The 14,225-nt window shown below is 65.6% G+C and carries 8 protein-coding genes; 7 read left to right on the forward strand and 1 reads right to left on the reverse strand.

Annotation, left to right across the window (positions count from 1 at the left end; translation table 11 throughout):
* Positions 1–21: 21 nt before the first annotated feature.
* The 5 genes from carB to AC1RNP_RS06715 all read left to right on the forward strand — a co-directional run bounded on the left by carB (position 22) and on the right by AC1RNP_RS06715 (position 9,728).
* Positions 22–3,285: a carbamoyl-phosphate synthase large subunit gene (gene carB, locus AC1RNP_RS06695; RefSeq protein ID WP_493050485.1), complete on the forward strand. Its 3,264-nt coding sequence runs from the start codon at positions 22–24 to the stop codon at positions 3,283–3,285.
* The gene (greA, locus tag AC1RNP_RS06700; protein ID WP_493050486.1) at positions 3,282–3,755 is read left to right on the forward strand and encodes a transcription elongation factor GreA; all 474 of its coding nucleotides are present in this window, start codon (positions 3,282–3,284) and stop codon (positions 3,753–3,755) included. The genes carB and greA overlap by 4 nt, the downstream gene beginning before the upstream one ends.
* A 184-nt stretch (positions 3,756–3,939) precedes the next feature.
* Complete coding sequence (locus AC1RNP_RS06705) at positions 3,940–4,911, forward strand: phosphoglycerate mutase (protein WP_493050487.1); 972 nt, start codon at positions 3,940–3,942, stop codon at positions 4,909–4,911.
* Entirely contained in the window at positions 4,908–6,653 is a 1,746-nt protein-coding gene (gene recJ / locus AC1RNP_RS06710; protein WP_493050488.1) for a single-stranded-DNA-specific exonuclease RecJ, read from the forward strand. The genes AC1RNP_RS06705 and recJ overlap by 4 nt, the downstream gene beginning before the upstream one ends.
* 132 nt (positions 6,654–6,785) lie before the next feature.
* Positions 6,786–9,728: a DUF2135 domain-containing protein gene (locus AC1RNP_RS06715; RefSeq protein WP_493050489.1), complete on the forward strand. Its 2,943-nt coding sequence runs from the start codon at positions 6,786–6,788 to the stop codon at positions 9,726–9,728.
* A 104-nt stretch (positions 9,729–9,832) separates the two neighbouring features.
* Here AC1RNP_RS06715 and AC1RNP_RS06720 read toward each other — a convergent pair whose 3' ends face one another.
* Positions 9,833–11,218, reverse strand: a complete 1,386-nt coding sequence (locus AC1RNP_RS06720) for a trypsin-like serine peptidase (RefSeq protein WP_493050490.1) — start codon at positions 11,216–11,218, stop codon at positions 9,833–9,835.
* Between the two features lie 206 nt (positions 11,219–11,424).
* On the opposite strand from AC1RNP_RS06720, the gene prfB reads away from it, so the two are divergent.
* Both prfB and lysS read left to right on the forward strand, forming a co-directional pair.
* Positions 11,425–12,553 (forward strand): peptide chain release factor 2 gene (gene prfB / locus AC1RNP_RS06725; protein WP_493050491.1). Its coding sequence is split into 2 segments (ribosomal slippage): positions 11,425–11,499 and positions 11,501–12,553, totalling 1,128 coding nucleotides; the frame shifts between segments, so codons are not numbered across the junction.
* Positions 12,554–12,626: 73 nt separating this feature from the next.
* A complete protein-coding gene (lysS, locus tag AC1RNP_RS06730) occupies positions 12,627–14,138 on the forward strand; it encodes a lysine--tRNA ligase (RefSeq protein WP_493050492.1) in 1,512 nt (503 codons plus the stop codon).
* Positions 14,139–14,225 lie beyond the last annotated feature (87 nt).

The raw sequence follows: 14,225 nt of genomic DNA on the forward strand, positions 1-14,225 counted from the left end.
ACGCAGTACCTGAGGAATGCAATGCCAAAGCGCAGCGACATCAAAACCATCCTGATCATCGGCGCGGGTCCGATCGTCATCGGCCAGGCCTGCGAATTCGATTACTCCGGCGCACAGGCCTGCAAGGCCCTGCGCGACGAGGGCTATCGGGTGGTGCTGGTGAATTCGAATCCGGCCACGATCATGACCGATCCGGAAATGGCGGACGCGGTCTACATCGAGCCGATCCACTGGCAAATGGTCGAGAAGATCATCGCCAAGGAAAAGCCCGACGCGCTGCTGCCGACGATGGGCGGCCAGACCGCGCTCAACTGCGCGCTCGACCTCGCCGACAACGGCGTGCTGGAGAAGTACGGTGTCGAACTGATCGGCGCCTCGCGCGAAGCCATCCGCATGGCCGAGGATCGCGAACTGTTCCGCGTGGCGATGCAGGAGATCGGGCTGGAATGCCCGAAGGCCGAGGTCGCCAGATCATTCGAGCAGGCGGTCGAGATCCAGGCCAAGGTCGGCTATCCGACCATCATCCGCCCGTCGTTCACGCTCGGCGGCAGCGGTGGCGGCATCGCCTACAACCGCGAGGAATTCGAGGACATCGTCAAGCGCGGCCTCGAGCTCTCGCCCGTGCACGAAGTGCTGGTGGAAGAGTCGGTGCTCGGCTGGAAGGAATTCGAGATGGAAGTGGTTCGCGACACCGCGGACAACTGCATCATTGTCTGCTCGATCGAGAATCTCGATCCGATGGGCGTCCACACCGGCGACTCGATCACCGTGGCGCCGGCGCAGACGCTCACCGACAAGGAATACCAGCGGTTGCGCGATGCCAGCATCGCGGTGCTGCGCAAGATCGGCGTCGATACCGGCGGCAGCAACGTGCAGTTCGGCATCAACGCGCAGACCGGGCGCGTGGTGGTGATCGAGATGAACCCGCGCGTCTCGCGCTCCTCGGCGCTGGCGTCGAAGGCCACCGGTTTTCCGATCGCGAAGGTCGCCGCTAAGCTCGCCGTCGGCTACACGCTGGACGAATTGAAGAACGAGATCACCGGCGGCCTGACACCGGCGTCGTTCGAACCCACGATCGATTACGTGGTCACCAAGATTCCACGCTTCGCCTTCGAGAAATTCCCGCAGGCCGATGCGCGCCTCACCACACAGATGAAATCGGTGGGTGAGGTGATGGCGATCGGCCGCAGCTTCCAGGAATCGCTGCAGAAAGCGCTGCGCGGGCTGGAGACGGGCAAGGTCGGGCTCGACCCCACCGGTCTCGACCTGTCCAGCGACGATGATCTGACCGTCCTGCGCCGCGAGGTGAAGGAGGCCGGTCCCGAGCGCCTGTTCTATCTGGCCGATGCGTTCCGCGCCGGCATGTCGGTGGAGGAAGTGTTCGGGCTGTCGTTCGTCGACCCGTGGTTCCTCGACCAGATCGAGAGCATCATCGCCAGCGAACGCGAGGTCGCGGCCGCCGGTGTCGACGCGCTCGACGGCAAGCGCCTGCGCAAGCTCAAGCGTATGGGCTTCTCGGACGCGCGTCTCGCGCAGCTGGCGCAGACCGACGAGAAGGCGATCCGCGCCCTGCGTCGCGCGCATGGCATCAAGCCGGTCTACAAGCGCGTGGATTCCTGCGCGGCGGAATTCGCCACCACCACCGCGTATCTGTACTCGACCTACGAGGACGAGTGCGAAGCGCAGCCGAGCGATCGCGAGAAGATCATCGTGCTCGGCGGCGGCCCGAACCGGATCGGGCAGGGCATCGAATTCGACTACTGCTGTGTGCACGCCGCACTGGCGCTGCGCGAGGACGGGTTCGAGACCATCATGGTCAACTGCAACCCGGAAACGGTCTCCACCGACTACGACACCTCCGATCGCCTGTATTTCGAGCCGCTCACGCTCGAGGACGTGCTCGAGATCGTCGAGTTGGAAAAACCCAAGGGCGTGATCGTGCAGTACGGCGGACAGACACCGCTGAAGCTGGCGCGCGCACTGGAAGCGAACGGCGTGCCGATCATCGGCACCTCGCCCGATTCGATCGACCTGGCCGAGGACCGCGAGCGCTTCCAGCAGCTCGTCGAGACACTCAAGCTGAAGCAGCCACCCAACCGCACCGCGCGCAATCCGGACGAAGCGCTGGTGCTGGCCCGCGAGATCGGCTATCCGCTGGTGGTGCGCCCGAGTTACGTGCTCGGCGGCCGCGCCATGGAAGTGGTGCACGCCGATGCCGACCTCGCGCGCTACATGCGCGATGCGGTCAAGGTATCCAACGATTCGCCTGTGCTGCTCGATCGCTTCCTCGACAACGCGGTCGAGGTGGACGTCGACGTGATCGCCGACAAGACCGGTGCGGTGCTGATCGGCGGTGTGATGGAGCACATCGAGGAGGCCGGCGTGCATTCGGGCGATTCATCCTGCTCGCTGCCGCCGTATTCGCTGTCGAAGGAAGTGCAAGACCGTCTGCGCGAACAAGTGATCGCGCTGGCCAAGGCGCTGAACGTCGTCGGCCTGATGAACACGCAATTCGCGGTGCAAGCCGACGATGATGGCGAACCGACGATCTTTCTGCTGGAAGTGAATCCGCGCGCCTCGCGCACCGTGCCCTTCGTCTCCAAGGCGACCGGCCTGCCGCTGGCGAAGATCGCGGCACGCTGCATGGCGGGCAAGACGCTGGCGGAGCAGGGCGCGACCAAGGAAATCGTGCCGAACTACCACTCGGTGAAGGAAGCGATCTTCCCGTTCGCAAAGTTCCAGGGCGTCGATCCGATCCTCGGCCCCGAGATGCGCTCCACCGGCGAGGTGATGGGCGTCGGCCGCAGCTTCGGCGCCGCGTTCGCGCGCGCGCAGGAGGCGGCCAACATCAAGACGCCGCCGCCGACCGGCAAGGCCTTCGTCTCCGTGCGTGATCCGGACAAGCCTCGCGTCCTGCCGGTGGCGCAGGATCTGGTGCAGCGCGGCTACAAGCTCGTCGCCACCGGCGGTACCGCCGCGTTCCTGCGCGCGAACGGCGTGGAATGTGAACAGATCAACAAGGTCACCGAAGGGCGGCCGCACGTGGTCGATCTGATCAAGAACGGCGAAATCGCCTACATCGTCAACACCACGGAAGGCAAGCAGGCGATCGCCGATTCGTTCTCGATCCGCCGTGAGGCGCTACAGCAACGTGTGACGTATTCCACCACCATTGCCGGCGCCAAGGCCTTGCTGCATTCTCTGCAGTATCGCGGCAGCGGTCCGGTGTGGGCGCTGCAGGAATTGCACGAAGAATTGAAGCAAGAGGAAAAGAAGCAAGCATGAGAGCGCCATTGACCACGCAGGGAGCGCAGCGTCTGCGCGCGGAACTGGAAGAACTGAAGAGCGTGCAGCGTCCGGCCGTGATCAACGCGATCGCCGAAGCGCGCGCGCACGGCGATCTGAAGGAAAACGCCGAGTACCATGCCGCCCGCGAGCAGCAGGGCTTCATCGAAGGCCGCATCAAGCAGTTGGAAGCGGAGCTGTCGCACGCGCAGGTGATCGACGTGTCGACGCTGAATGCGGGTTCGAAGATCGTGTTCGGCGCCAACGTCACCCTGGCCGACATGGAAACCGACGAAGAACGGCGCTACCAGATCGTCGGCGACCTGGAAGCGGACATCAAGCAGGGCCTGATCGCGATCTCCTCGCCGGTGGCGCGCGCGCTGATCGGCAAGCACGAGGGCGACAGCGTCACCATCGAAGCGCCGGGCGGTACGCGGGAATACGAGATCGTCGCGGTCGCCTACGGGTGAGGGTGAGGAAGTGCGAGTTTGGCGGACGCCTTCAAGGTCGAGGAGGCGTCGTCAACGCCTCTGAGGGCCGCACTTCCGAACGCCCGGCCATGGACCGCCCGGCCATGGACCGCCGGGCCGGACGGCCTGGAGTCAACATTGCAGCGCCAGGGATGGCAACGACAAGGCTAACGACCGCCTGATAATGGCACGCATCACCTTCCTGCTTCCCTCCTTCTCACGCTTCGGCGCGCAGCGCCTGCCGGCCGAATGCGACGCAGCACTGGGGCGGGGCGACTTCCTGCCATCACAGGCCCCAGGCAGACGCGCGCAACTGCTCCGCCACGTCGATCTTCCCGAAGGCAGCTGGCCGATCGCGGCGCTTTCGCGCCAGGCCGACGTCGGTGACGCCGCGGGCGCGGCCTGGCTGCGCGCCGATCCTGTCTGGCTGCGTCCCGACATCAACGGTGTCCGGCTCATGGCGCATGGCGATGCCTTGTTGCCCACGCAGTCGGACTGCGATGCCCTGCTGCCCGCGCTGAAGCCCCTGTTCGGCGACGCCGGCTTTCTGCTCGACGCACCGACGCCCGCCCGCTGGTACCTGCGGCTGCCGCGCGAGGCGAGGATTCCCGAATTCGCCGATCCGCGCGACGTGCTCGGCGACGATCTGTTCGAACATCTCGACAGCAGCCCCGAGAGTCGCCGCTGGCGCGCACTCGCCAACGAAGTGCAGATCGTGCTGCACAACCATCCCTGGAACGCGGAACGCGCGGCCAAGGGACAGCCGCCGATCAACGGCCTGTGGTTCTGGGGCGGCGGCACGCTGCCCACCGAAGGCGTGCAGACGCGCAGCCGGCATACCGCGATCTACACTGACGATCCCACCGCGCACGCGCTGGCGGCGAACGCCTGCGATGCCGAGGCCTTGCCGCCACGCTATCCCGGTGGTTCCAACGATCTCGCGGCCGATCTGGTCTTCGACCTCACCGCTACACGCGATCTCGCCTGGCTGGAACGCGAATGGCTGCGACCGGCGTTGACCGCGCTCCACAAGGGCGAGATCGATCATCTTGAACTCGACGACGAAGACGGCAACCTGCTGCGGCTTGGCCGCTGGCATCGCCTGCGTTTCTGGCGCGGTGCCTATTTACGATCCATTCCACGGCGCGATCCATGAAGCCGTTGCGCACGATCCGTCGCCGTGACTGCACCGTTGCCGACGAATGGCCCGAGCACGTACCGCCGCTGCTGCGGCGCGTCTACGCTGCACGTGGTGCGCACGATCTCGCCAGCGCGCAGCCGAAGCTGGCGCAATTACCGGCGCCTAGCGGCCTGCTTAGCATCGATCGTGCCGTCGAGCTGCTCGCGACTGCCATCGCTGAAAACCGGCACATCCTCGTCGTCGGCGATTTCGACTGCGACGGCGCCACCGCCTGCGCGACCGCCGTGCGCGGCCTGCACATGCTGGGCGCCGCACGCGTGTCGTATGCGGTGCCCAACCGCATCGTGCACGGTTACGGACTATCGCCAGCCCTGGTCGAAGACCTGACCGGATTGCAGCCCGACCTGCTGGTCACCGTCGATCACGGCATCGCCTGCCATGCGGGCATCCAGGCGGCGAAAGCCCTGGGATGGGACGTCCTGGTCACCGACCATCACCTGCCGGGCGAAGCGCTGCCGCCGGCGGACGTCATCGTCAATCCGAACCAGGTGGGCGACGGCTTCCCTAGCAAATCGCTGGCGGGCGTCGGCGTGATCTTCTACGTGCTGCTGGCGTTGAGGAAACACTTGCGCGAAGCCGGTGTGCTCGATGGCAATGGAGCGGATCTGACCAGCCTGCTCGATCTCGTCGCCGTCGGCACGGTCGCCGATCTCGTGTCGCTGGATGTCTGCAACCGCGCGCTGGTCGCGGCCGGCCTGCGGCGCTTGCGCGCGGGGCAGGGCAGCGCCGGTTTGCGCGCGTTGATCGAAGTCTCCGGACGCATGGCGGCCACGCTCTCGACCGCCGACATCGGCTACGCCATCGCTCCACGCATCAATGCCGCCGGCCGGCTGGAGGACATGGCGGTCGGCATCGAGTGCCTGTTGTGCGACGACGCGACGCGTGCGCGCGAACTCGCCGGTGTGCTGGACGGCATCAACGCCGAGCGCCGCGCCGTGCAGCAGCAGATGGTGGAGGAGGCCGAAGCCGCGCTTGCGCCGCTGGCCGGCAGGCTCGACACGCCGCGCATCGCGCATTGCCTATTCGATGCCGAATGGCATCCCGGCGTGGTGGGCCTGGTCGCATCCAAGATGAAGGAGCGCCTGCATCGCCCGGTGATCGCATTCGCACCGAGCGAACCGGGCAGCGAATGGCTGCGTGGTTCCGCGCGTTCCATTCCGGGATTCCACATCCGCGATGCCTTGGCGCTGGTCGATACGGCGCATCCGGGCCTGATCGAACGATTCGGCGGTCATGCCATGGCCGCCGGCCTGAACCTGCGGCTCGCGCACCTTGCCGATTTCGAGGCGGCCTTCGCCGCCTGCGCCATGCAATTGCTCGATGCCGAATCGCTGCACGACATCATCGCCAGCGATGGCGAACTGGCATCGGACGCCTTTATCGCGGCGAACGCATTGGCGTTGCGCGACGGGGGCATCTGGGGGCAGGGCTTTCCCGAACCGGTTTTCGACGGCGAGTTCACCGTGCTCGCCTGGCGCCCGGTCGGCACCCATCACCTCAAGCTCGAGCTCGGACTCGACGCGCTTCGCCTCAACGCCATCGAATTCGGCGGCTGGACGGGCACGCCGCCTCCGTCCCGCATTCGCATCGCGTATCGCCTTGCGCTGGACGACTACCGCGGCGGCGATGCCATCCAGCTGATCATCGTGCATCGCGAAGCCGCGGCTTCGCGGCTGGCCGGCGGCGAGGCCGCCTGACGTTATAGTCGCCGGCCGGATGCAGGTCGCGTTTGGTCGTTGTCGAGCGCCGGCAGGTCCGATATAGGGAGCACGCCAACCCCATTGATCCGGGTGGCGCGTTGGAAGGAATCCATCGTCGGGGGAAATCGCATGCTTCGCCTCATCGTTCCATTGGGAATCGCCGTGTTCGGCGCCGCCTTGATCATCGGCACGCCTGCCGTCGCCCAACAGGCCGTTCAGCAGCCGGCCGTTCAAGGGCATGTCCAGGCACCGCCGCTGGTCCTGGTCGACGGCCTGGAGAAAGGGGAAACACAGCCGCGGCTGCAGTCCGCCAAGGTGTCGATCGACGCCTCCGGAAGTTTCGCCCGCACGACGCTGCTGTTGACGCTCCACAATCCGAACGGGCGCGATCTCGAAGGCACCCTGCAGTTCCCCTTGCAGCCCGGTCAGCAGGTGACCGGTTTCGCCCTGGACATCGATGGCGTGATGCGCGATGCCGTGCCGATCCCCAAGAACAAGGGACAGCAGGTCTTCGAAAGCATCGAGCGTCGCCAGGTCGATCCGGCACTGCTGGAGCAAACGGCGGGAAATCATTTCAGGCTGCGCATCTATCCGCTGCCGCCGCATGGAACGCGGCAAGTGAGACTCGTGCTGGACGAAGCGATGCACCGCGACGGCGATTCCTGGCGCATGGCCGTGCCCGTGCAACTGCTCGCGGGCGCCGAGTCCTTCGATCTGCAGGTGCGGGCATCGGGCGCGCGGACGGCGCCGACTGTCGGCGGCAGCTTCGATGCGGTGCCTTTCCGGCGCGTCCAGGGCGGCTACGCCGCGGAAGTGCGGCGTAGCGCCTTCCGCGCCGGCATGCCGTTGACCCTCAATTTCCCGGCGGTCGATTCGCCGCAGGTCTATACGTCCGCATTCGCCGGTGAGCGCCATTTCCTGGCGGAAATCCCGTTGCCGCAGACGGCGCAACGACGCCGGACGATTCCGGATTCGGTCGGTCTGCTCTGGGATGCATCGGCATCGGCGCGCAAACGCGATCGCGCGAGCGAATTCGCGCTGCTGGATCGCTATTTCCGCGCCATGGGCGATGGACGCGTCACCTTGCGGCTGCTGCGCGACGTCGGAGAGGACGGCGGCACTTACGAGATCCGCAACGGCGGCTGGACCGCGCTGCGCCAGGTACTGGAATCCGCCGTCTACGACGGTGCCAGCAATCTCTCCGACTGGTCTGCGCAAGCCGGCATCGGCGAATACCTGCTGGTCAGCGACGGCCTGCAGAACTATGGCGATGACGCGTTTCCCAAGTTGTCACCGGGTCAGCGGCTGTATGCGCTGAGTTCGGCCGGTGCGCAGGCCGACGCGGCCCGGCTGACCGGGCTGTCCGATGCACGCGGAGGACGCCTGATCGCCTGGCAAGGCCGCGCGGGGCTGGAGGCAGCAGACAAGGCGCTGCTGGAAGAAGGCATCCGCGTCGCCGGGCTTCGCGGCGAGGGCGTTTCCGATCTGCAGACGCAGTCCATCCACCCCGAAGGCGGTCTGCTGCGCGTCGCCGGGCGTTTGAGCGAGCCCGCCGCCGTCCTGCACGTGGCCCTGGAGGCCGGTGGCGTTCCGCTCCGGACCATCGACGTGCCGATTTCGAGCGATGCGCCGGAGGCGCCGCAAGCGGCGCAGCTGTGGGCAGGCTGGCGTGTCGCGGCGCTGGCCATGGAACCGGAGTCCAATCGCGCGACGATCACGAGGTTAGGGCAGGACTATGGCCTGGTGACACCGGGCACGTCGTTGCTGGTGCTGGAAGCGGCGGAGGACTATGTCACCTACGACATTCCGGCACCGCCCGGATTGCGAGAGGCCGTCGCGATGCTGCGCAACACCGGGGACCGCGAGCGTGAGACATCGCGTCGCGAGCATCTGGAAGCGGTGGCCGAGTTGTTCGCCAAGCGCATCGCATGGTGGGAAAAGAAATTCCCCAAGGGGAGTCCTCCGAAGAGCCCAGCCAGCAACGAGAGAAGGCGCCTCGCGCGGGCTCCGGAAGCCGATGGATATGCCTATGCTCCCGCGCCTGCGGCCGAGCCACAGGCGGCTCCCATGGAGGCGCCAGCGGCCGCGGCCGGCAATATGACACTCGACAGCATTGTGGTCACCGGTTCCAAAGTCTCCCCGGAGGACATCGAATCCGGCGGCGGCACCATGATTCGCCTGCAACCCTGGCAACCGGATTCCGCATACGCCAGACGCCTGCGCGCGGCCAAGCCGGACCGCATCTACATCCTCTATCTCGATGAGCGCGACGATCATGCCGAGAGCACGGCGTTCTATCTCGACGTCGCCGACCTGCTGCTGGAACGCGGCCGTCGCGCCGAAGCGCTGCGCGTTCTCTCCAATCTCGCCGAACTGCAATTGGAAAACCGCCATGTCCTGCGCGTGCTCGGATACCGTCTGATGCAGGCCAAGGCCTGGACGCAGGCCGTGCAGGTTTTCCGGCAAGTGCTGGCGTTGGCAGACGAGGAGCCGCAAAGCCATCGCGATCTCGGCCTGGCCCTGGCCGCCACGGGAGAACGGCAGGCCGCTATCGAACGGCTCTACGAAGTCGTGTCCCGCGCCTGGGACGCTCGTTTCGATCAGGTTGAACTGGTCGCGCTCAACGAGCTCAACGCCATCGTGGCCACCAGTCCGACGCCGCTGGACACCGCCTTCATTGACCACCGCCTGCTGCGCAACATGCCGCTGGATCTGCGCGTGGTCCTGGGGTGGGACAGCGACAACAGCGACATGGACTTGTGGGTGACCGATCCCAACGGGGAGAAGTGCTACTACGGCCACCAGCTGACCTATCAGGGCGGCCTGATCTCGGATGATTTCACCGGCGGCTATGGCCCCGAGGAATTCGTCCTGCGCGATGCCAAGCCGGGCAAGTACAAGGTGGAGGCGAACTATTTTGGCGATCGCGAACAGATCGTCACCGGCGCGACCAGTCTGACACTGACGTTTACTACCGGCTGGGGGACACCGCGCCAGCACGACGAAAAAGTGACGCTGCGCCTGTCCGACCGTGCCGAGACGGTGCTGGTCGGCGAGTTCGAAGTGCGATGAAGAGAGGAGACGCGGCGAGGAATCGCGCAGCGTCTCCGTGCTGAAGCGATGGCTCCGGTCTCGCTCCCTCTCCAGATTTCCGCGAGAGGGAGCGGTATCGGAAATTACGGCGAGAAGTAGGACGAAATGCTCGACCAGACGCCGTCCAGACGCGAGTAATAGTCCGGATCCTGCGGCGCCGAGCAGTAGGAATATCCGCCGTACAGGCCGCCACGCAGCTGATAGGTGCCCGAGGAGTTGATGGTGAACAGGCCGGAGCCGGAAGAGCCGCCCTCGGTCACGCCCGCGCTCCAGACCACCTTGGTCAACGGCGACTTGCCGTCGATGGAGCTCGACAGAGAATTCACCGAACCGAGCGAATATTTCTTCAGGTCGCCAGCCGGGTGATGGATGCCTTCGATCGCGGTGCCGGTGGAGGAGATGGCCGCGCTGTTCCAGCCGGCGTAGACGGCACCGCTGGGCGGCGCGTTCTTCAGTTCCAGCAGCGAGGTGTCGCGCGTGGTGTTGGCATGGCGCAGGTAGGCGCCGCCCGTGAGCGTCACCGCGCTGGGATTGGCGGTGTCGTTGTTGCAGCCGGTCGCGTCGAAGAACCAGTAGGTCTGCAAGGTGCTGGCGACAGTCGAGGTGCTGATGCAGTGCGCCGCCGTCCAGAACAGCTGCCGCTTGGGCGAATTGCTGTTGTTCAGCAGCGTGCCCGAACACAGATACGAGCCGCCGCCGGAGGTATAGACCATGCGTGCCACCGCCTTGCTGGCCGCCAGGAAGCCGGCGCTCGGATTCACGCGACAGACGATGTCCTGCTCGCACGAGTCGCTCGCGCCGACGCCGGTCGCACGCGCCAGGTCACGCGTGCTCGCGGCCGGATCCACGTCCAGATGCGAGAGCTGCGGCACGGTGAGCGAGAGGCCGCTCGGACGCTGGCCCTTGGGCAGCACGATCTCGACCGTCAGCGTGTCGCCGGCCACGACCGGCGACCAGCCCGTGTCCGCATTCGCGAAATCGCCGCCTGTCTCCTCGAATACGCGGCCATCGTTGCCGGCGAAGCGCAGCGTCACCACCGAAGGATCGCCCCCGAGCTTGCCCGTCGAGCGCAGCTGCAGCCCGGCACGCAGCGCCACCGCGTTGGTCGAGGTCAGCGTGAAGCGGGCGCCGCGCGAACCGTCGGGCAGCGTTTCCCAATTCAGTCCGTTGAGGTCGATCCGGTTGCGGCCGACGCCGCGGGCGAAACCGATCTCCAGCGGTTGGCCATGCTTGGCCTGCTCGGCGCGACGCTTGGCCACTGCGGCGAATGCCGCCTGTTCCGGCAGTCCGAGATCGACGGCACGGATGGCGCCGGCCTTGCCGGTCGTGGCGAATTCGGCACCGCCCAATGCCTTGGCCACGGGGGTGGCGGTGACGGACGAGGCGCCCATTTCGGCAGCCGGGACGAGGGCCGTGAAACCCGACAAACCAGCCAGCAGCGCGAGAGAAAGCACGTTCTTGCGGATCATGAGTTGGGGATTCCTGTGTACGGTGGGAGGCCGGCAGCCCCCTCCGGCACAGATCAAGGGGTCAGGCATCGGGGCTTATCTGCTTAAACGCAGTCCACGTATTGCTCCCTACCGTTTCGATGCCGCAGTGTTGATTTCGTGACTTCGTTGTTTTCTCGATTGAGCTACAATTTCAAGTCTTTTTCACACCGGCTTAATCCATCGCCATGATCGAACTCAATCCTATCCGTCAGCGCATCGCCGATCTCACCGGGCGGCTGGTCGCGCTCAGGGGGTATCTTTGACTACGACGCCAAGCGCGAACGTTTGGAAGAAGTCGAGCGCGAACTGGAACATCCCGATGTCTGGAACGATCCCGAACGCGCGCAGTCGCTCGGCCGCGAACGTTCCATGCTCGACAAGACCGTCAATGGCATCCGTTCGCTGATCGAAGGGCTCGACGGCGCCGCCGAACTGCTCGACCTCGCCGAAGCCGAGAACGATGACGACACCGCCAACGCGGTGGTCGAGGATGTGGAGCGCTATGCCGTCCACGTCGACAAGCTGGAATTCCAGCGCATGTTCTCCGGCGAAATGGACTCGGCCAACGCCTTCGTCGACATCCAGGCCGGCGCCGGCGGCACCGAGGCGCAGGACTGGGCGGAAATGCTGCTGCGCATGTACCTGCGCTGGGCCGAGAGCCGCGGGTGGAAGACCGAGCTGCTGGAAGTGAGCGGCGGCGATGTCGCCGGCATCAAGTCCGCGACCTTCCGCGTGGAGGGCGAGTTCGCCTACGGTTGGCTGAAAACCGAGATCGGCGTGCACCGGCTGGTGCGCAAGTCGCCCTTCGATTCGGACAACCGGCGCCATACCTCGTTCACTTCGGTGTTCGTCTCTCCGGAAGTCGATGACAACATCGACATCGACATCAATCCGGCCGATCTGAAGACCGACGTCTACCGTTCCTCCGGCGCCGGCGGCCAGCACGTCAACAAGACCGAGTCGGCGGTGCGCATCACCCACGTGCCCAGCGGAATAGTGGTGGCCTGCCAGACCGAGCGCAGCCAGCACGCCAACCGCGACCGTGCCATGAAGATGCTGGCGGCCAAGTTGTACGAGATGGAAATCCAGAAGCGCAACGCCGAAAAGGACGCGCTGGAAGCCACCAAGTCCGACATCGGCTGGGGCAGCCAGATCCGCAACTACGTGCTCGACCAGAGCCGCATCAAGGACCTGCGCACGGGCGTGGAGCGCACCGATACCCAGAAGGTGCTCGACGGCGATCTGGACGAGTTCGTCGAGGCGAGCCTGAAATCCGGCCTGGAGGCTGGTTCCAAACGCTCCGACGCTGTCTAATCCGAGCATGCGGGTTCCTCCGCAACAGCCCGCGTCTCCGCCGACTTTCCACAAACGCCATTCACCAGACCCTATGACCGACGAGACCCTGCCGCCTGACGAAAACGCCCTGATCGCCGAGCGCCGCCACAAGCTCAAAGCGATCCGGGAGCAGGGCATCGCCTTCCCGAACGATTTCCGCCGCGTCGACCACGCGGGCGACCTGCAGGCCGACTATGCCGATGCCGAGCAGTGGACCGGCGAAGCCCTGGAAGCCACCGGACGCCGTGTCACCATCGCCGGCCGCCTGCTCGCCAAGCGCGTGATGGGCAAGGCCGCGTTCGCGCAGATCCAGGATGTGAGCGGACGCATCCAGCTGTTCCTGCAATCCACCGCGCTCGGCGAGCAGTACGACGCGTTCAAGGGCTGGGACATCGGCGACATCGTCGGTGCCGAAGGGACACCGATGCGCACCAAGACCGGCGAGCTGTCGGTCAAGGTGGACAAGCTGCGTCTGCTCACCAAGTCGCTGCGGCCATTGCCGGACAAGTGGCATGGCCTGTCCGATGTCGAGCAGCGCTATCGCCAGCGCTACGTCGACCTGATCGTGACGCCGGAAGCGCGTGACGTGTTCTTCAAGCGTTCGCGCATCATCGCCGCGATCCGCCAGTGGCTCGATGCGCGCCGCTTCCTGGAAGTGGAGACCCCGATGATGCATTACATCGTCGGCGGCGCCACTGCCAAGCCGTTCACCACGCATCACAACGCGCTGGGCCTGGATCTGTATCTGCGCGTCGCGCCGGAGCTGTATCTGAAGCGCCTGGTCGTCGGCGGCTTCGAGCGCGTGTACGAGATCAACCGCAACTTCCGCAACGAAGGTGTCAGCACGCGCCACAACCCCGAGTTCACGATGCTCGAGTTGTACGAGGCCTATGCGACCTATACGGAAGTGATGGATCTCACCGAATCGATGATCCGCGACGTGGCGCTGCAGACACTCGGCACGACCGCGCTGCAATGGGAAGGCAATGCCATCGACGTCGGCCCCGCGTTCCGGCGCTGGAAGCTGGAAGAAGCCGTGCGCGAACTCAATCCGCAGATCAGCGCGGCCGACTGCCGTGATCGCGAGGCGCTGGCGCGGCATTGCGAAGCGTTGAAGATTCCGGTCAAGCCTTCGTATGGATGGGGCAAGCTGCTGCTGGAGATCTTCGAGAAGACAGTCGAAGCCGGGTTGATCCAACCGACCTTCATCACCCATTACCCGGTGGAAGTCTCGCCGCTGGCACGCGAGTCCGACAGCGAGCCCGGCATCACCGACCGTTTCGAGCTGTTCGTCGGCGGCAAGGAACTGGCCAACGGGTTCTCCGAGTTGAACGACCCGGAAGATCAGGCGGCTCGTTTCCGTGCCCAGGTCGAGGCCAAGGCCAGCGGCGACGACGAGGCGATGCACTACGACGCCGACTACATCCGCGCGCTCGAGGTCGGCCTGCCGCCGACGGGTGGTCTCGGCGTGGGAATCGACCGGCTGGTCATGCTGTTCACGGATTCAGCGTCGATCCGCGACGTGTTGTTGTTCCCCTACATGCGTCCAGAAGCTGCGAACTGATCGTTGCGACAGCTTCCGTACATGGCACCCGCTGTCAAATTGTGACCATGTACTCCAGCCGCTGATGCCGAGCCTTCGGGGATCGGC

It is taken from the genome of Luteimonas sp. GW821-FHT14E02, from assembly GCF_058803905.1.